General features: G+C 43.9%; 21 protein-coding genes and 1 pseudogene. 13 read left to right on the top strand and 9 right to left on the bottom strand.

Features of this window, described 5'->3' with window-relative positions:
• Positions 1–203: 203 nt before the first annotated feature.
• Entirely contained in the window at positions 204–536 is a 333-nt protein-coding gene (locus tag KIK04_RS10950; protein WP_232278260.1) for a PadR family transcriptional regulator, read from the top strand.
• Entirely contained in the window at positions 533–1,924 is a 1,392-nt protein-coding gene (locus KIK04_RS10945) for an FtsW/RodA/SpoVE family cell cycle protein (protein WP_232278259.1), read from the top strand. The genes KIK04_RS10950 and KIK04_RS10945 overlap by 4 nt, the downstream gene beginning before the upstream one ends.
• 98 nt (positions 1,925–2,022) lie before the next feature.
• On the opposite strand, the gene KIK04_RS10940 is transcribed toward KIK04_RS10945, so the two are convergent.
• Both KIK04_RS10940 and KIK04_RS10935 read right to left on the bottom strand, forming a co-directional pair.
• Positions 2,023–2,859, bottom strand: coding sequence for a YitT family protein (locus KIK04_RS10940; RefSeq protein ID WP_232278258.1), 837 nt, complete (start codon positions 2,857–2,859; stop codon positions 2,023–2,025).
• 118 nt (positions 2,860–2,977) lie between these two features.
• Positions 2,978–3,802, bottom strand: a complete 825-nt coding sequence (locus tag KIK04_RS10935) for a hypothetical protein (protein ID WP_232278257.1) — start codon at positions 3,800–3,802, stop codon at positions 2,978–2,980.
• A 236-nt stretch (positions 3,803–4,038) separates the two neighbouring features.
• Here KIK04_RS10935 and KIK04_RS10930 point away from each other — a divergent pair, with 236 nt between their 5' ends.
• The 3 genes from KIK04_RS10930 to KIK04_RS10920 all read left to right on the top strand — a co-directional run bounded on the left by KIK04_RS10930 (position 4,039) and on the right by KIK04_RS10920 (position 6,421).
• Positions 4,039–4,725 carry a helix-turn-helix domain-containing protein gene (locus KIK04_RS10930; protein ID WP_232278256.1) on the top strand — a complete coding sequence of 229 codons (687 nt, stop codon included), beginning with the start codon at positions 4,039–4,041 and terminating at the stop codon, positions 4,723–4,725.
• On the top strand, positions 4,700–5,101 hold the full coding sequence (locus KIK04_RS10925) for a toxin-antitoxin system TumE family protein (RefSeq protein ID WP_232278255.1): 402 nt from the start codon (positions 4,700–4,702) through the stop codon (positions 5,099–5,101). Before KIK04_RS10930 ends, KIK04_RS10925 begins: the two co-directional genes overlap by 26 nt.
• Before the next feature lie 228 nt (positions 5,102–5,329).
• Positions 5,330–6,421 (top strand): saccharopine dehydrogenase family protein, encoded by a 1,092-nt coding sequence (locus KIK04_RS10920; protein ID WP_232278689.1) that lies wholly within the window; start codon positions 5,330–5,332, stop codon positions 6,419–6,421.
• A 78-nt stretch (positions 6,422–6,499) separates the two neighbouring features.
• Here KIK04_RS10920 and KIK04_RS10915 read toward each other — a convergent pair whose 3' ends face one another.
• Positions 6,500–7,477, bottom strand: coding sequence for a ring-cleaving dioxygenase (locus tag KIK04_RS10915; RefSeq protein ID WP_232278254.1), 978 nt, complete (start codon positions 7,475–7,477; stop codon positions 6,500–6,502).
• Positions 7,478–7,664: 187 nt separating this feature from the next.
• Between KIK04_RS10915 and KIK04_RS10910 the strand changes: the two genes are divergently transcribed.
• From KIK04_RS10910 to KIK04_RS10900, 3 genes and pseudogenes are all read left to right on the top strand, one after another.
• Entirely contained in the window at positions 7,665–8,855 is a 1,191-nt protein-coding gene (locus KIK04_RS10910) for an NAD(P)/FAD-dependent oxidoreductase (RefSeq protein WP_232278253.1), read from the top strand.
• A 59-nt stretch (positions 8,856–8,914) separates the two neighbouring features.
• A complete protein-coding gene (gene sigJ / locus KIK04_RS10905) occupies positions 8,915–9,808 on the top strand; it encodes an RNA polymerase sigma factor SigJ (RefSeq protein WP_232278252.1) in 894 nt (297 codons plus the stop codon).
• Positions 9,783–10,124: pseudogene (locus KIK04_RS10900) on the top strand (PD-(D/E)XK nuclease family transposase); the annotation flags it as partial. The gene sigJ and the pseudogene KIK04_RS10900, both read left to right, overlap by 26 nt.
• A gap of 251 nt (positions 10,125–10,375) precedes the next feature.
• On the opposite strand, the gene KIK04_RS10895 reads toward KIK04_RS10900, so the two are convergent.
• From KIK04_RS10895 to KIK04_RS10885, 3 genes are all read right to left on the bottom strand, one after another.
• Positions 10,376–11,455 carry a saccharopine dehydrogenase family protein gene (locus tag KIK04_RS10895; protein WP_232278688.1) on the bottom strand — a complete coding sequence of 360 codons (1,080 nt, stop codon included), beginning with the start codon at positions 11,453–11,455 and terminating at the stop codon, positions 10,376–10,378.
• 131 nt (positions 11,456–11,586) lie between these two features.
• A complete protein-coding gene (locus KIK04_RS10890) occupies positions 11,587–11,904 on the bottom strand; it encodes an ArsR/SmtB family transcription factor (RefSeq protein ID WP_442951150.1) in 318 nt (105 codons plus the stop codon).
• A gap of 181 nt (positions 11,905–12,085) precedes the next feature.
• Positions 12,086–12,442 (bottom strand): nucleotide excision repair endonuclease, encoded by a 357-nt coding sequence (locus tag KIK04_RS10885; protein WP_232278251.1) that lies wholly within the window; start codon positions 12,440–12,442, stop codon positions 12,086–12,088.
• A gap of 181 nt (positions 12,443–12,623) precedes the next feature.
• On the opposite strand from KIK04_RS10885, the gene KIK04_RS10880 reads away from it, so the two are divergent.
• From KIK04_RS10880 to KIK04_RS10870, 3 genes are all read left to right on the top strand, one after another.
• Positions 12,624–13,112 carry an RNA polymerase sigma factor gene (locus tag KIK04_RS10880; RefSeq protein ID WP_232278250.1) on the top strand — a complete coding sequence of 163 codons (489 nt, stop codon included), beginning with the start codon at positions 12,624–12,626 and terminating at the stop codon, positions 13,110–13,112.
• 2 nt (positions 13,113–13,114) lie between these two features.
• Positions 13,115–13,843 (top strand): zf-HC2 domain-containing protein, encoded by a 729-nt coding sequence (locus KIK04_RS10875; protein ID WP_232278249.1) that lies wholly within the window; start codon positions 13,115–13,117, stop codon positions 13,841–13,843.
• Positions 13,844–14,327: 484 nt separating this feature from the next.
• Complete coding sequence (locus KIK04_RS10870) at positions 14,328–14,600, top strand: CD3324 family protein (RefSeq protein ID WP_232278248.1); 273 nt, start codon at positions 14,328–14,330, stop codon at positions 14,598–14,600.
• Positions 14,601–14,760: 160 nt separating this feature from the next.
• Here KIK04_RS10870 and KIK04_RS10865 read toward each other — a convergent pair whose 3' ends face one another.
• Positions 14,761–15,618, bottom strand: coding sequence for a LysR family transcriptional regulator (locus KIK04_RS10865; RefSeq protein WP_232278247.1), 858 nt, complete (start codon positions 15,616–15,618; stop codon positions 14,761–14,763).
• A 132-nt stretch (positions 15,619–15,750) separates the two neighbouring features.
• On the opposite strand from KIK04_RS10865, the gene KIK04_RS10860 reads away from it, so the two are divergent.
• A complete protein-coding gene (locus tag KIK04_RS10860) occupies positions 15,751–16,272 on the top strand; it encodes a GNAT family N-acetyltransferase (RefSeq protein WP_232278246.1) in 522 nt (173 codons plus the stop codon).
• A gap of 233 nt (positions 16,273–16,505) precedes the next feature.
• On the top strand, positions 16,506–17,525 hold the full coding sequence (locus tag KIK04_RS10855) for a phosphotransferase enzyme family protein (protein WP_232278245.1): 1,020 nt from the start codon (positions 16,506–16,508) through the stop codon (positions 17,523–17,525).
• A 101-nt stretch (positions 17,526–17,626) separates the two neighbouring features.
• Here the strand turns inward: KIK04_RS10855 and KIK04_RS10850 are convergent, their stop codons facing one another.
• Entirely contained in the window at positions 17,627–17,920 is a 294-nt protein-coding gene (locus KIK04_RS10850; RefSeq protein WP_232278244.1) for an RNA polymerase alpha subunit C-terminal domain-containing protein, read from the bottom strand.
• 64 nt (positions 17,921–17,984) lie between these two features.
• Positions 17,985–18,656: a YdeI/OmpD-associated family protein gene (locus KIK04_RS10845; RefSeq protein WP_232278243.1), complete on the bottom strand. Its 672-nt coding sequence runs from the start codon at positions 18,654–18,656 to the stop codon at positions 17,985–17,987.
• Positions 18,657–18,874: the final 218 nt, after the last annotated feature.

Raw genomic sequence — 18,874 nt, 5'->3', positions numbered from 1 at the left:
AGAGTGTTAGCTCTGTGATGCCATTCTTTTTTTAATCCATAACGGCCTACTTAAATAGATGATGAGCAAGCAAAAGCCGCCGATCGCAAAATCCACCTAAAAATTCTCATTAAATGACGACTTGTATAATAAACGATTATGATCTATATTAATACCTAGATATTCGATGTATAGATTATCGATGCATAAGGAGGGAACATAAGATGAAAATTAAGAAGGAGTTAATGAAAGGAAGTACGGTTATTCTCATACTGACATTGCTTGATCGAAAGGACATGTATGGGTACGAAATGACGAAGGAAATAGAGCTACGTTCAGAGGGAGTATTCACATTTAAGGAAGGTACATTGTATCCCATTTTACATACTCTTGAGGTCGACCAATTAGTGGAGTCTTATTGGAATGAAGAGGGTGGACGCAAGCGTAAGTACTACAAGTTAACGGAGGAAGGACGGTTACAATTAGTCGATAAGAAGCAGGAATGGAAACTGTTCCGATCGACGGTCGACCGTGTAATTGGGGAGGGTGGATTATGAGTGACAGGGTTAATGGGTTTGATAGCCACCCACTAATTGTTCAATACTTGGATCGTGTGTGTGGGCATATAAAGGCCAAAGCTGTGCATGAGGACATACGACATGAATTATTGGCTCATTTAGAAGAGTTAGCAGAAGAACGAAGTTTCCAAGACGACATTTCTCTAGATGAAAAGGTATCAGGCGTTCTGAAGAAGATGGGCGATCCTGAGGAGGTAGGCAAAGGACTGCACACTGCACATAAACCCAAGCCAGAATGGGGCGTTATTGCGCTGGTAGCAAGTATGGTGTGTATCGCCTTAATTTCCATACTAGCTCTGGCTCTATCCAATCTAACTGGAAATTTGTCTATCAAGCAAGATTTATTATATGGTTTCATAGGTATTGCTGTTATGATCGCGTTATATTTTTCCGATTACCGTAAGCTGCTTCGTTTCTCATGGCCGCTTTATGGGTTAACGCTATTGGTATTGGTCGCTAGCTACCTGCTTCATTTATATATGTTGTTCGGAGTACCGCGTGATGCCTTGAGTGAGTCTCACTTGACTACTTTCTACATGATTTACGTCCATCTATTTGATTTATCACCGTACCTATTCCTTATTTCTTTTGCTGGCATTTTGCAGTTACAGAAGGAAAGGAAGCAAGAGGGAGGTACGCAAAGTCCATTTGCGAAGCTTATGGTTAATACAGGCTTGTTTGCGCTATTGCCCATTTTAATGTACACACAATCAACGTCGTTGAATTACTTTGTTACTTATTGTGCAGGTCTAGCTGTTCTGTTGGTTGTAGCAGGGAATAAGAAATTACGCCGGTCTGTTGGTGTATCTGCTACAGTACTAATGGGATTAATCGTGTACTTCGGTAATACTAGCATTGGTTCCCATTGGATTATGATCACAAGTTACTTAAATTCGTTTAGACATTACTTCACAGGCCAATATCACTATTCCGTAAGTGATCATTCTTTGAAATTGCTTGAATCGGCAGGGTTGTGGGGACAGGGGTTCGGTATGACACTTCCGTATTCTCCCGATAGCGGATTCCAATTCACTTATGCCGTATATAGCCTCGGATGGGTGTTTGGTATTATTGTCGTTCTAGTTTCCATTTTATTTATTAAAAGAGTGTTACTTATGGGGGCATTGCTTAAAGATGGATATGCTAGAGGGCTAGTCACTGGATTAATTACCGTATTGGGCGTGCAGTTAATATGGAACTTATTGATGTGCATGAACTTACTTCCAGATAATGCAATCAATTTGCCACTTATGAATTGGGGCATGATAACGGTCATCTTCGAGTTTGCCATAGTAGGACTAATGCTAAGCGCGTATCGAAGAAAAGACATGCTTAGTCAGCGTCAACTGTCAGGGTCAATTGAATAAAGCCTATCATCGAAGGAAGCCAACCATTAACAAAAGGAGCTCAATATCCGCCGCTAAGTGGAAAATGAGCTCCTTTTTATGTACACATTCGACTTCTTTTACTTCGCGATATCTACAAACCCTTCGCCAAATACGTCGCGTACATCATGGATCGTAATAAACGCATCTTTATCAATCGCTTTAACGATCTTTTTAAGGGTACTGACCTCTTGCTTGCTAATAACGATATACAAAATTTCTTTGCGCTCTTTCGTATAATGCCCGTGTCCATACAGTACGGTCACGCCGCGATCCATTACGACATTTACTTGTTCAGCAATTTCATGCTGCTCCTTGGACACGATCATAACCGCTTTTTTCGGATTAAGCCCTTCAATAATGAAGTCCATCACTTTCGTACCCACATAGAGCATCACAATCGTAAACATAAGACTTTCCGGACCAATAATAAAATAGGAGGAGAATACCACAATCAAATCAAAAAACAATAACGCATAGCTAATGTTCCAATCCAAATACTTATTCATAATCCGCGCTAAAATGGTCGTTCCTGCTGTTGTCCCACCAACACGTATAATCATACCTATACCTACACCAGCGAATACGCCGCCATAAATAGCGTTAATAATTAATTGATCTGACGGAAGGCGCCAGCTCGCTGTCAAATGGAGAAAGAGCGAGTTAAAGATTACCGCAATAATCGTGTATACCGTCGTTGTTTTGTCCAAAAATTTATAACCCGCAATTAGCAGCACGGCGTTAATCATTAAACTTAATAGCCCCGGGGACCATTCAAATAAATAGTAAAGAATAATCGTGACCCCTGTAACTCCGCCCTCACCTAACTTATTCGGAATGACGAACAAATTGACGGCTAATGCAAAAATTAATGATCCTACCATAATCATAAAAATATCTACAATTCGTTTATTCATCGTTATGACCTTCCTTGTTGTCTTTGATTTATTCCGCATTGCCCAACATATGGGCCCTCATCTATATTAGCATACAAAGACAAATCCACTCCTCATCTTGGAGTGGTTTTATAAAATTTTATGGTTCCCACGAATTGTTCAATCTTGTGCTTATCTTCTCCAACAAATAATTGGCGGCGCGATCTTTTTCAGGCAGCAGCTTGAACAGTTTTTTTATTGAGACCGCCAGCTTGGGGGCTTCCTCTTTCAAGTCTTTTTGAGCAGCCACCAGGTCTTCTTCAGCCAGCACACTGTTATCTTCAGATAACTTCTTCTTCGCTAACCCATCCACAACTTTGGTGATGGAAGTTTTGTGTTTATTATAGCCCAATTCATCAGAAATGTTGTCCTTGCTGAGCTTTATTTTGACAAACTGATGAATGTAGAAACCGTACTCACCTAGTGACATGGCTGCTACATGAATATTTTCCGTACCCGGTCCATTATGAGCCATATCAACAACAAGTAGCGATTGGACAATGTCAGATATGACTTCATGTATCGCTGTCGCCTGCTTCTGAAGCGCTTGATGGTTAGTGGTCATTTTCCGCATATCACTTAGGAAACATTGTCCGATATGAGCATACATCTCGTCCTGGCCCCTTGCGGATTGGCCCATTCCATGTTTGGCGTACTCTTCACTATATCGATCAGCAATCTTATCCATATCTGTAGAGGTTAACGTTGTGGAGTTACACATCTGTTCGATGACTTGTTCTTCCTTGGCTAGCTCAGCTTCTTCAGCATCCTGCTGTGCCTTATTTCTTAAAGCTAGTACGTCCGCGACTTCTATGTTAACGCTAGGAGTCTCTACAGGACTCTTCGTTATCTGTTCACTACCTGTACAACCTGCTGTGAGGAAAATCGTGATGAAAATCATACATGTAATTTTTTTTATATTCATATTATTTTCTCCCCATATTTAACCTACTTGTAGTTACGCAGTGTTCCATATTCTGTATCTCACCCTCAAATCCCTTCTGCTCAACTACATATTTTCACTACCCGTACAATGAAATAAGGTTTAAACCGAAGACCAAGGAATAATAATAGTAAAAATGACTAATTTTAAGTTTCTTTAAGTTAGTTTAAAAACATTGAAATAACTAAAACAAAGGTATAATATGGGAGTGTGAGGTGATGTTAATGCCAATTACTTATTCTGAAAAAAAATTATTTACCCAAAATTCAGACCATATCGCACTAGAGTTACTTAATCTAAGCAACTTTGACAACAGTGTCTTGTTGTTTAAAGTGTTGGCACATGCCATGAAAAATAATGACGATCTTATTCGCGCATTTGATGAATCCATCTTCGAAGATCCTGACACTTTCAAAGAAAAGTTTTCGATTTTGTTAGAGCATGCGCTTATTCAAGCCTGTAAACAAGAAGTAGAGCCTACACAAGCTGCACGTCAAGAATATAGCCCCAAAGAGTTGTCTACATTTTTGGGTGTCAGTGTGGTCACCATTCACAATTGGATCAAACAAGGGCGTTTTGAAGGGGTTGAACTTGTCGGTGCCAATAAACATAATCGTATTTCCGATGATACGATGTATATAACGCCAGCCAACAAAAAGATTTCGATCCGCGATATCGTCCAGATGTGGGAAAAGCAAGAGAGAGAACTTAGTCCTGTTCATTATGAAGACAATCAGAGTTATTACACTCGACAAATCGCATTGTATGAAGAAAAATATCAAGGCGAATTCGAACACACGCTCGGCGCACAACGTCTTTTGACTCCCGAAGAAGAATCCGATGCTCAAGTTTGGAGGCACTATTTAAGGAGGCAGCAACTTGAGTTTAGGAATACCGAAGAGTAACTTTAACTTTATTGAGATAAACTTTTCAGACATCATCTTGGAAATCAGGAATGGTGCGAATGGTCTTCCTAGCGACGCCAGAACGATCCGCAAGACGATAGTGTTTCAGGATTTATCGAAAATGTATTGTACCGAGATATTAGAAAATACACGGAGAGAGATTGAACTGTATTGGTACGATTGGTATGAGCATAATCAGCAACTAATCATGAAGTTTCATGCTCATTACCATCCAGACGGAACTCCTAAAGAAATTACCATTCATGATCCATTTCATATCCAAACCAACTCCTATCGAGGCCCTAACAATCAATTTCGTGAGCTTAATCAAATCCTAGAATTTGTTCGTGTAAGGCAACTAAGTCTGAAGAAGTAGATACAGCAACAAAGGAGAGCTCACATATCTGTAGCCCCTCCCTTGTTGACAATAAATTAGTTTAGAAACTATACTAAATAACGTAAGTTATGCTCACCGAAGTAACGGTCTATATTTTTTTGTTGATTTAATTTAGTTACTAAATCAAATACTCGTTTCCTCATATTCCGATTAAGACACATTTAAGGAAACAAACCCGTTTCATAACATCCAACACAAGGAGAGATCATCATGAAGGAACGTATTATCGTCATTGGTGGGTATGGTCATGTGGGACAAACGATATGCCAAGAGCTAGCCGAGCAGTTTCCAGGCAACGTGTACGCCGCTGGCAGAAGCCTAGAGAGAGCGGAGAGTTTTAGCCGCTCGACAGCAGGTAAAGTACAGCCTTTACAACTCAATATCGGGGATAATATAGACCCGTCTACGCTGGACCACGTCAAGCTCGTGATCATGTGCCTAGATCAGACGGATACTACCTTTGTTCAGACTTGCTTAAACAGAGGCATCCATTACATAGACGTGTCCGCTCATGCTGCATTTCTCTCCCAAGTGGAGCAGTTACATGTGGAAGCATCGGGGGCTGGTGCGACGGCCATTTTGAGCGTCGGCCTTGCTCCAGGGCTGACCAACTTACTCGCGCTCCATGCCAAAAATTATCTGGATCAATTAGACACCGTCGACATATCCATTATGCTTGGCTTAGGTGATAAACACGGGCAAGCCGCAATTGAGTGGACGATCGACAATCTAAACACCACCTTCGAGGTGATGCAGAACGGATATCCCGCAACCGTTGCAAGCTTTACGGAAGGCAGGAAGACCTCATTTGGAGCGAAAATAGGACGTAAAACCGCTTATCGCTTCAATTTTTCCGATCAGTATGTGCTTCCGCGCACACTTGGCGTCCCTACTGTTGCCACGCGGCTCTGTTTTGATTCGGCAGCTGTAACGCAGCTGCTCGCGGGCTTGAAAGTAGCGGGTATATTGAATGCATTAACGTATAAGCCCATCCGTAAAGTAGCCGTGCAATTGTTCAGCAAACTGCAATTCGGTGAAGAGCATTTTGCTGTCAAAGTAGAGGCGCGGGGTCACAAAGATGGCGTAGCTACGCTAGTTGAATACTTTGTCCATGGCAAGCACGAAGCCGATGTCACCGCTAGGGTAGCGGCAGCTGTAGCCGCTGAGCTTTACCGATCCTCATTTTCACACGGTGTATACCATATCGAGCAACAATTTCACTTACACCATATCTTAGGCCGTATTGAGCAGCTCATTTCGCTTGAAACACGAATCAATGGAACACCTTTAACGGTATAATTGAAAAAGGGAGAGCACATCCCTCCTCCTATAAAGAAGGACAATGCCTCTCCCCGCACTCCTACAAAATCACTCAACTTACTCTTGTGTAAATTGCTTCGTGCTGCGAACCGTATCAATGGGGCGAACCAATTTTTCGATTTCTCCACGTTTTGCTTCTAAAAATGGAGGGAGCGATAATTTCTCGCCCAACGTTTCGTAAGGCTCATCCCCCATAAAGCCTGGGCCATCTGTTGCAAACTCAAACAAAATTTGCGGCGCCACTCGCGCATACAACGACTCGAAGAAGAATCGATCCACATAGCCGGATGTGCGGAATCGGAAGCTTTCCAGACGCTCATTCCATTGATCCAGCTCCTTGCGGTCTTCCACACGGAAAGCCACGTGGTGAACTGTACCAAAGCCTTGTTGGGATCGCGGCAAATCCTCGTTATGCTCCACGACCACTTGCGCACCGTTACCACCTTCACCTATTTCAAATAGATGAAGCGCTCCATTCGCGGCTATTTCTCTGAACAACAACACTTTTTCCAATACTTCTTTAAAGAAATCAAAGTTAGCGACTCGAATAAAGACGGGCCCCAATCCAGTAATCGCATGCTCAAGTGGGATCGGACCTTTTTGCCACGGCGTACCGGACGGTACACCTTGGTTATGCTCATCGGAAATCAACTGGTACTGCTGGTCATCAAAATCAACAAACGAAAGTGTCTGTTTGCCAAACAACTCCTTAATTCCAAAATGCTTAACATTCAAACGGTCAAATCGTTTGACCCAATAGTCCAAAGCTGCATCATTAGGTACGCGGAAAGATGTTTTTGCGATCTCATCTGTACCGTGCTCGCCTTTTTGAATACCAGGAAAATCAAAGAACGTCATATCTGTACCTGCGCTACCTTTATCATCTGCAAAAAACAAATGGTACGTTTGAATATCGTCTTGGTTTACCGTTTTTTTGACCAAACGCATTCCTAACACATTTGTGAAAAAGTCATAGTTTTTTTCTGCGCTGCTCGTAATGGCTGTTACGTGGTGGATACCTTTTAGTTGGTTCATTTGACATTCCTCCAATATTTATGGTGTCATATTTTCATTTATATTATTATCTCGGTTTAGTTTATCTTTACTTCGAGATAAATGTAACACGATTATTTTTTGTTGTCAATAGTCTCACAGCAAGCCCGTCACACCTTATCCGGCTGTCTCGTTATATGTGTAAATCGAAACAGAGGAGATGGCTCTCATGAAATCGTTAACCTGCGTGATCGTCGGGGGTGGATATGCTGGCATACATGCCGCAAAAGCGATTCGAAAAAAGTGGAGAGAAGACAGCCCGGTGAAGCAACTGCGGCTCATTCTGATCGATAAACAGTCGTATCACCTCCGCAAAGTGCTGTTGTTCAAGCCGGCCGCGGGAGAGTCGGATATTGCCTTGCCATTGGCACGTCTGCTTGCCGCTGAGGAGGTTCAATTGATTCAAGGTACGGTCACGACGATAAACAGAGAAGAGCAACATCTGCTATGGCAAAATGAATGGGGCAAGGAGCAATGTTTGCACTATGACATTCTCGTCGTAGCAGTGGGCAGTATGGTTCGGCAGCCAGAGCAGGAGCAAGGCGGAATTGCTCTGACTGGCGTGGAAGCTGCGGCTGCTATTCGGGAAGCTTGGCGTACCAACTTGCAGCAAGCCACTCAAGTAAAGCAGGTAGAAGAGCGGCAGCGCTTGCTCACTCTAGCTGTCGCCGGAGCTGGTATTAGCGGCATTGAGACAGCCGCCGAGTTGGCTTATGCGATGCGCGAAGAAGCGAACAAGCTTAACCTCGACCCTCATATGGTGAAGGTGTATTTACTTAATGCACAGGATCGGCTGTTCCCAGAAGGTTCAGCCAAGATGGGACACAAGCTGGAACGTGCCTTGCATGATTATGGCGTCACGGTTCTTCATGGGCGAAGGGCTCTGCGTGAGCATGAAGGGGTGGTCACCTTATCCGACGGCCACATGATTCCGGTCGGCGTATGCGTGTGGACGCTCGGACTTGTGCCAAATCCTGCGCTGCGCAGCATGGGGCTGCCTCTAACACCGGGAGGCCAAATCGTCGTAGATGCTTCTTATCGCGTTGCTGGGGCTCGTGGCGTGTACAGCATTGGAGATTGCGCCCATATCGTTGATCCAATCAGTGGGCAAGCCGATCAAATGACCTGTAAAGAAGCGACTGCCCAAGCTGCCAGACTGGGCAAAATCGTGTTAGCCGACGTGGAAGGAAAGAGTCCTGCGCCTATTCATCAAAGCTTTATGGACTTCTATTGCGTAGGGTTAGGGCCGGAGCGTGGCATGGTATGGACACGTAAATGGGGACTCGATATTATTTTGACAGGCAAGCTCGCTTGGAAGATTCGGAGCTTCACTTGGAATGAGGCGAGCATGTTAAAATAAAGCAATTAGCGTGTAGTATTGTGTAGTATTCATACAGAAAGGAAGTGACTCGCGCAGCGATGGAAGTGTTATATGAAAAGTATTACGGGCTGTTATTTCACCTTGCCTACCAGATGACCGGATCAGCTGCCGACGCGGAGGATATTGTTCAAGACGTGTTCGTAAGAGTTCATGGATTAAGTATCGAGAACTTGGCAGAACCGAAAGCTTACTTGTGCAAAATGACGACGAACCGCAGCTTAGATCTGTTGAAGTCAGCTCGTAAAAAACGAGAAGTGTATACGGGGCCATGGCTCCCCGAGCCGATTCCGACCCCCACTTTAGACACGATGCAGTCCGTCGTGCACAAGGACTTGTTGTCATATGCGATGCTCGCGCTGCTGGAGCGGCTAACTCCGGCCGAGCGCGCCGTATTTGTGCTGCGCGAAGCGCTTTGTTTTGAATATGTGGATATTGCGGAGTTCGTCGGCAAGAGCGAAGCGAATTGCCGTAAAATTTTTAGCCGTGCTAGAGGCAAAATGGGAATCGCTGAGGATGAGCAACTCCTCGCGCTAAATTCTGATAAGGAATGGGTGAACCGCTTCCTGTTCGCGCTTGAACAAGGCAACATGGATACACTGCTGTCGCTGCTATCCGAGGATGCTGTGCTGCTGTCCGACGGTGGCGGCAAAGTGTTGGCCGCACTGCGTCCGATTATTTCGCGCGACCGTGTATCGCGCTTCCTGCTGGGCTTGCGACGCAAAGCAGCTCAATCCGGAGTGGATTCTCGCATTGAGCTTATGTCGTTGAACGGCCAAACTTCGTTTGTGACCTATACGGACGGCCAAATCGTCACGATCGGATTTTTGCATATCGTGAATGGTGCGATTCGGAGCATTTATTTGATGAGAAATCCAGATAAGCTGGCGGTGGTTAAGCAGCACTGCTCCTGTGGAGAGTGGCGGTTTAGTTAATTGGCTCTTATTTTTAAAAGGTGTAGATAAATCGAGTTGGGAGGTACTGACCATGAATGAGCCCGTTTTGAAAAAAGCGATGGATACATTGGAGTTTCTTAGTCAGGATGCTGAAGCCCGACGTTTATACGAAGAGCGGCAAAAATTTTTACATGATGAGGCTTCTATGATAGAAGGAGCAATGGCCGAAGGAGAACGAAAAAAGGCTCTTGCGATGGCGACAGAGCTTCTAGCCCTCGGGGTCGAAATATCTATTATTGTTAAATCCTCTGGACTGTCCGAATCAGAAGTTCGTTCGCTCAAGAAGCTCAATTAAATAGCCTGTAGCGGTCTTAAATAATGCAAAGAGCAATAAGCGCAGTCTTCAGGACTATGCTTATTGCTCTTTGCTTTTTTCATTTCATCCCGTTATTTATAGCATACTTTCTTTATGTTGTATTTCGCTTGGAACTTACTAAGTATGTACATAATCCAAAGAACGTGGCATCGTTCTTTGGTTCTTGAGTGCTTAGGCACTTAGGTTCTTAGGTTCTTTGATGCTTCTCGATATGCCACTGCTTAAAATCGCTATTGCTTAAAATCGGAGCCAATCACAACCCCATTCTCGCCATAGAATTCGAACACTTCCGCCGAACTTAATCCTGAGTCCACTAGGTGTTCAGGGAAATAGATTTGGGGCTTGGACACATATCCTGATGATGGACGAAGCAAATTCTCTGCTTGAATAACAGCCCCCAAAGCCGTAAGATGTGTTTGCCCTAACGGATCGGTTACGGACATCGTTCGTTCTTCTAGCCTCCCGTAACTATTTTTACCTTGCACGTGAATAACTAAATGATGCGGGCTTCCGCTACCCGGATTATACAAAACACCTTGCCGCATACTACGGCTCATCATTTTCCAAATCCCCGTTCTTGCTAGTAAGACAAGCCCGAAGGTCGATGCTTTACTGTCGAATGCAATGCGGAAATTCGCTGTAGTAGCTTGAATAGCTGTGGGTAACGTCACATGATCAGGTGTATCCAAGCGGTAGCAATTCGTTTCATAATTGTTCGGAAACCGGACTTTGACTGGGTCTGTCATCGGATAGACAGAGCGCTTAACCTGCTTGTCCGTAATGCTAAATGGGATCGACATTCGATCCATGTATGCCGTTGAATCAGGCCCAGCCTTATCTTTAAGCGAGTATAGCGCATGGATATTGACCGCGATATCCCGCAGAGAATCGGAACTCACTTTAGCCAACAACGCCGCCGTTCCCCCCATCCACCCCGAAGCCAAGACTACAGATGATTGCAGGCTTATGTGACTCAAACGGTCGATTGATTGTTGGAAGCGCTCCGTCCACCGGGTAACATCCACGAGCGGAATTTTTCTGTTAATAGCGGCTAGGAGTAGCCGATCCTCGAGATCATTGACCACATTTATGATCAGTGTGGGATCATGGGCAATAGCTTCCAAAGGATTTGCAGCCGAGTTATCTACGCGAACGATGCGGACTCTAGGTGACTCAAAAGGCAAGGCAGCGTTTGTCCTTCTCCCTCCGAGCCATATTTCCAGTTCGGGATGCCGCTTATGTAGAATCTGAGCAATTTGACTACCTACCACACCATATCCACCTACGATTAACACCGACTTTTTTTCCATACCATTTTTCATACGTTTAGCCCCCTTGAGTTGTGTTTATGTTTATATAATTAAGCGTTTAAGTATTTAAACATTTAATCCTTAAAAAAGGGGACAACAAATTGTCCCTGCGTTCAATTGATTGAATTGCTTTACATGCACTCCTCTTCCACGAAGAGGACAAACTGCTTTAACAGACCAATCGCTTCATGGAATTCAAGATGGTAGTAGACTTCCGTACCTTTTTTCTCCACCTGAAGTAAGCCTGCTTGCTTTAATATTTTGAGATGATGTGACACGGTAGGACGTGACATCGGAATATGCTCCGCAATTTGCGTCACGTTCAACTTCTCTTGATTGATCAACAGCGATATAATCTGCTGGCGCACAGGATCGCCCAGTGCGTGAAAGTAAGGACTCAGCTTCCCAAGCATCTCCATCGTCATGTCCGTGCAGTTTGGTGTATTCATAATTCACTCCGTTAATATGTTTAATCATTTGAACATATAATAATATAGATGTCCCCATATTTCAACTACTGTTTTATTTAAATAAATGATTTTCCGCTCAAAAAAAGCAATAAGCGCAGCCCCTCTCGACTGTTCTTATTGCTTCATCAACCATTTACGACCATTCTACGATCGCGATGATTTACTTATAGAATACTTTCTCTATGTTGTATTTCGCTTGGAACTTATTAATGATGTACGTCTCGTAAATTTCTCTATCTACCGCGCTGTCGATCTCACAAATCTCAATTTTAGTAACTTCGTCGCGATATTTTTTCATAACGGATACCGAGTCTTCAAAGTGTTTCTTAATTCTCGGTCTTAGCTTTCTTGCTTTACCAACGAACAACAACTCATCCTTGGCGTTGTAGAACATAAAAATCCCGCCTTTTTCACGGGTAATCAGATGGAAATCTGTAAATCCGTAAATATGGCTCATTTGAGGATTATCTTGCTTCGTAATCGTGACATCGGGCGTTGGAACTGTAATGAGTATCACTTTAGCTCACTTCCTTTTTCTATATAGGTGTACATACTATCACAAAGCTTTATATAACACCAAGCTATTATAACAAGCAGCAGCTGTTCTATAACTATTTTATCCAGTTTGCGGCGAAGGTAAAATAACTGTGTAACGAATCTCCCATTAGCTAGTCTTATGTATGTAAGGAGGTGAACATGTGACCGACGTAACCGATATCAAGCAAGTTTATGATCAACACTTTCAGGACGTTTATACCTTTGTATTTTCACTGTCCCGCAATGCGGCCATCGCTGAAGAAATCACCCAAGAAACTTTTTTTAAAGCTTTGAAAACAGTAGATACGTTCAACGGAACTTGCAAAATGAAAGTCTGGCTTTTTCAAATCGCTAAAAATACATATTTCACATATTTGAATAAACAAAAACGATTCGAACCACATACCCTTGATGATCTATTCAGTCAGGATGATATTGAACAGCATGTTATCAACAAAGCCGAAGCTTTACGTATTCATCAAATCTTGCATCGCTTGGACGAGCCGTACAAGGAAGTGTTTACGCTAAGAGTGTTTGGTGAATTGCCTTTTAACCATATCAGTCAAATCTTTGGGAAAACAGAAAGCTGGGCTAGAGTCACATTTCATCGAGCTAAGCAAAAAATAGCTCATCAAGTTATGGAGGAATAATTATGAGTAATACGAGTAAAATGAGTAAACTTTCATGCGACATTATTACAGATTTGCTGCCGCTCTACAATGACAATGTATGCAGCTTGGCTACGAAAGAGGTAGTCGAGGAGCATATTACAAACTGCGATAACTGTAAAATGGTACGGGAGCAGATGGAAATGAGTATTCCCTTTAGCTTAACTTCGGAAAGCATGGAGCAAAATAAGACAGACGGTATGGAGCTGAAGCGTATCGCAGCCTTTTGGAATCGCTCCAAATTCATTGCCTTTGCCAAAGGGTTGATTGTAGCTACTACTATCTGTGCTGCGATATATTTAGGCTTTGTCGGTTTGTTCCAATGGAATATTACAAAAGTCCCTACAGACGTAGTCAAAATAACAGACATTTCCCAAATGAAAAATGGAAGTGTTGCCTTTCATGCTACATTGACGGATGGATATGATTTAAACCAAATTGCATTTACGCTTGATAGCGGTGGAAACTATTACGTGACACCATTACGTCCGATTATAAAATCCAAGGAATTTGCTCATATCGGACTTGGCAATATGTATCACACGGTCGATGTCAAACGACTGAATAACGAGCAAAAAGAAAAACGTGATCGCATCCAAATTGAAGCTGTATATTGGGGATCACCAGAAGATCGCATTCTCGTTTGGAAAAAAGGTGTTGTGCTGCCTCCGGCAAACGATGCACTTGAAGCGCAGTATAATTTTGAGCAATAGAAAGGTTATAACAAACTTTCTGGCGAATAAATCCAATATTAAATATAACATATTGAGAGGTGTCGCCATTGGTTGATTCACAGCAGAACTAAGCTGAAGACAATCTCCTTTTCCAAGGACGAAATTGAGCGTAAAAGCCAATTCAATAACTTCTGCCTCGTGCTTGATGGGCAATAACGAGCGACATCTACAAACGGCTGGCGATTCTGGAAGTACATTAACGATTCCGGTCAGGAAAGATATATTGACGATTTCAGAAAAATAAAGGGGACACTTACGCGGGAAGGATGGTCTAAATGATAGCGTCTAAAGTGATGTGTGCCGTAAGGTTTAAGGTCTGCTCCATGCAAGGTCTACACTATAAGCAACGGCGGTTGTTTGTATGGAGCTAGCACGCAGTTACCGCCTTAGTCCTTGAACGATGGTTTGTAGTCTAGACTTTGCTACCTTAAGACATTTACAACGTTTAAGGAGCAGAGCGATCATGAAATATGTAAACGCAGATAGCGTATTTCCTAAGCCCTTACTGAAGGAAATTCAAAAATATATTCACGGCGGAATGGTATACATCCCCACCCTAGAAGGATCTCGTAAGAAGTGGGGCGAAAATTCAGGCAGCCGCACGTACTTAAACCGTAGAAATGATGAGATCCGGCAACAATTTACGGGTGGTGCAACGATTGATCAACTGGCTGATCAATTCTGTCTTTCCTACGATAGCATTAAAAAGATCGTTTATGCTGTCGACAGAAAATAAAGTATGTTCTTCACACTTTGGTGTTAAGTTGAGTTCTATACAAGCAATACAAGCCACACGTGTATGTGAATTAATGAATAAATTGCAATGCTAAAAGGAGAAGGACGTAGCCCAAGTGAAGACGCGGGAGCGTCCTTCTCCTTTTAGCACCAAGTCAAGCTCAAGTTGCATCGACCCCGAGCAGTTCCAACGCCAGCTGGATGTGGGGTTGCTCGCGCTTCTCAGTCAAATAACAAGCGTAGCCCTTGATAAGGGGTAACTCAACAGGCAGCGGGATTTGATACAGCCTGTTTGACTGAAGGTACGGATCAGCCATCGATTTGGGCAAAAAGCCGAACACCGAATTGCTCAACAGCATCGCGAGCATACTGGACGAATGATCGGTTTGCAGAGCTGGAATAAAGCCCGGCTCAACAAGGTTGGTGAACCATTCCGTGAAAGGTTTGCCCCAATCGATGTGGCAATAAGTCGGTGCGGAAAAATTGGGTGCGCAGAGCTCGGCCGCCCCATCCCCACCTACAAGAATGATTTCGTCTTCGAACAGCAACCGTTTCGAAATACCTTGATGGTCGGGCGGGTCCAGCTTGATCGCAAGGTTGACCGTCCCATCGAGCAGCAAATCACGAATCATATAACTCGGGTCGATATAGCTCAAAAATTTGACGGCGACATGCGGATGCCTGTCTCTGAAGTCGAGAATCCGATTCAAGTATCGGTACTGCCATACGGAGCCAGGACCGCTCACCACAATATGTTCCCGATATTGTTCGGATAGTGACAATTTGCTCTCCTGGATGAGCTGAAGCATACGTTCAGCGTAGGGCAGAAAAGCGATGCCCGATCGCGTCAGCTTGACGGTTCGATTGTCGCGATCAAACAATCGCTTGCCAACGACTTGTTCCAACGCCCGAATTCTCGCCGTCACAGCAGATTGAGAGATGTGCAGATGTTTCGCAGCGGTGGTGAAGTTGAGCGTTTGGCACACCGCAATAAACGCCTCCAAATGAGACTGATCCATGCGCGCTCCTCGATTCGATTTATTTATTACTGCAACGCTTAAGATTTGTTATACAAATTATTCTAGGCCAACTATACTTTCATTACAAGCTAGTTATGGCAAGGAAAACTTAGGTGTGGGAGGGCAATAATTATGAATAATGAGTTGTTACAAATCGAACTGGTGAACCATATTGACGATTATATCGAGGATCTTGCAGACCTTCTCATACAAGTAGTAAAAGACGGCGCTTCAATCGGTTTCTTACCGCCGCTCTCGCCCCGTGAAGCTCGGGATTATTGGGCTAACCTCTTGAATCCGGACATAAAGTTATGGATTGCAGTGCTGCATGGACGTGTAGTAGGTACTGTGCAACTCCATCTCTGCAATAAGCCAAACGGGAACCATCGCGCGGAAATTGCGAAGTTGATGACACGGCCACAAGACAGGAGAACGGGGGTTGGTCGTGCCCTTATGCGTACGGCAGAAGTAGCAGCGCGGAGTGAAGACCGCACGCTGCTCGTACTCGATACGCGGGAAGGAGATCCCTCAAACTTGTTGTATCGTTCTATCGGATATGAACAGGCGGGAACAATCCCTTCATTCGCGAGATCGGCAAACGGAAATCTCGATGCGACGGTTCTTTATTACAAACTACTTGAAACGAATGCCTGAGTGTGGACCAAGCACTAAGCGGCGGAGACGATAGCCCAGCCCAGCTCAACCCATTCACCTTCACCACTTTTGTGCCAAAGGCTACCTTTGAACCGATCCCCCAACGTTGTTATTTTCCGTGGCGACTTTTTTGTGTAAAAAATCGTTTATAACGGTTTATTATCTATGGTCATAGCGCGGAACTTATTAAACTTACAGTTGTGAGTGATGAATTCGATTCAGGGGGATCGCATATGCTGGAATTTTTACGATTTGATACAGACGAAAATAGACGTTCTCTGCTAGCCCGAGCGCGTAAAGTCGTGTTGTTAGCGCTACAGCAATACGAATTGGAATGGGATCGCATTCAATTCATCCAATTATCCGATACCGTCACCTATAAAATCGAGGGCTCTACCGGGGAAAGTTACTTATTACGTATTCATTCCGACCGATTAAGTAAGGAAGAGATTCGTTCAGAACTTATTTTTCTCCAAGCGTTAAATAAGTCGGCTGATCTAACCGGGCCCGAAGGTGTAGCAAGCTGTGATGGCTCATACGTATTGGAGATCCCGACCGAAAAGGGATATCGTCGCCCCTATGTCACGATGATGCGGTGGGTAGAGGGAGAGCATGCAAGTGGGGATTTAACGGATAGCCATGTCTATAAAATGGGCGCAATGATAGGCAGGCTTCATGAGGCGTCTATAAGCTTTGTTCCCACTGCCGATTTTGTGAGGCCTGTATGGGGAGCAGACCATTTTGAACGTAAAATGATGAAGTTGGAATCGTATTACGGCTCTTTTCTGTCGGCTGAGGGGTGGGCGTGTTACCAAGCAGCCGCTGAAAAAGTGGTGTCCGCGCTTGCCGCTATGCAGCGGAATGGCGGTAACTACGGATTTATTCACGGGGATTTGCATTCCGGAAATATGGTGTTTAAAGATGACAGCCCTTATCCGATTGATTTTGGGATGTGCGGTTACGGCTATTATTTGAACGATATAGCGGCCGCCATGTTAGAACTCCGGCCACCTCAACGACAGTTATTTATTCAAGGTTACGAGAGTGTGCGAAGGCTGGAACCGGACTATGTGCGGCATCTGGAATGTTTCTTTATCATGGTTATGATCGAGAATTATGGTCATCATTGCTCTGATCCTAGGGAAACATCTGGTTTAATTGCCGAGCAGCCTTACGCCCAAGCGTATATAAGAACATTTTTAAGTGACACCCGCTTTTTATTCGAAGTCATCGAACCTGTGGACATCGTTTGACTGACCGTGGGATTGGTATGATCCAATCCCCTATATATTTTGGTACGTGATGAGGCACACGACTACGCGTATGCTTCAATACATATAATTTTACTTGGCATTTAATTTTTGAACGATAACCCCGTTTCGCTCAAAGCAGCCCTAAGCTTAGGTAAAGATGCTGGCCCCATGCCGTGGAACTGTAAGATCTCTTTTTCACGATATGTTGAGAGCTGTTGTAAAGAGGTTATTCCATTGTGTTCTAACGCTCGTCTGGCTGGTGCCGAAAGAAGCGCTAGGAATCCGCCTTCGGGTTTGCGTTCTTGCTCACAGACGGGACAAGAAGGACAATCGCTACTTTTATAATATTGGTGTCCGTTATTGCACGTTCTTAAACTTTTTTTTGAAGTTGCCAATTTGCATACTCCTTTTTTGTTTCGCGTTCGGTTTCCTTGTTTGGTTTCGTGACTACTTAAGATCCTAAGAATGGTCTTTGCGATACAATTCTCGGCTCTTATAGCCTGCCTGAAGAATCATCTTCATCTCTTCACGGCGCTTCCCTCTAGTTGCTTCCTGCTTCGCACTATACACATAACGCGCCCAATCTTTACGATACCCGGGGGTAAGCGATTGGTACATGGCAAGCAGTTCAGGGGAATCTTCCAAGTCCGTCTCCACACTTGGAATCAGCAAAATATAATCATCTACACATTGGCTTGCGGCTGCAGAAGTCTTGCCTTTTCCCTTGGAGTCCTCTTTGAAGCCTACTACGGTGAAGACCTCATCCAAACCGACCATACGCGCAAATTTAATGTGGCTAGTCCCAATAAACCCCTGTTCATCGCTACCTAGCCCCTCCATCAATTCATCACGATGAATATATGTGGCGTATACTTTGTTGCCCTTCTTAGGATACGCCGTAAAAAGGTACCCATTTTTATCGAGATGCTGCTGCTCAATCACACGATTCACGAGTTCCTTTAATGACTCCATATCTAACACAAAAGCAAATATAAGATCATACGCCCGCTCCTTGAGCGCCGTATCATAGTCTGTCAGCTCTGCAAAATAATCATTTCCATCAGGTTGATTCAATATAGCTACTTGCTTGTACTTTTGTAAGTTCAGTTTCTCTACGATTGATTTAGACAATTATGCTTCATCCCCTACATGTATTCGAGTGCTTCTTCCTTGATTAATTATATCCTAAATAATGATTCAAAATAAATCGAACAGAGGGCCCGTTTAGGCGGAGTACAAACCCGTAGCCCCCAATGTATATCGGCTCCATATGCCCCATGTGCCCAATGTGCCCCATTCATCTCACAGCACTATGTGTGCCAATATACAAAAAAGACGCCTAGCTAACT

Source organism: Paenibacillus sp. 481, assembly GCF_021223605.1.
Taxonomy (GTDB): Bacteria; Bacillota; Bacilli; order Paenibacillales; family Paenibacillaceae; genus Paenibacillus_B.
Note: the sequence above shows the minus strand (reverse complement) of the source record. Positions and strands in the feature narration are given on the sequence as shown.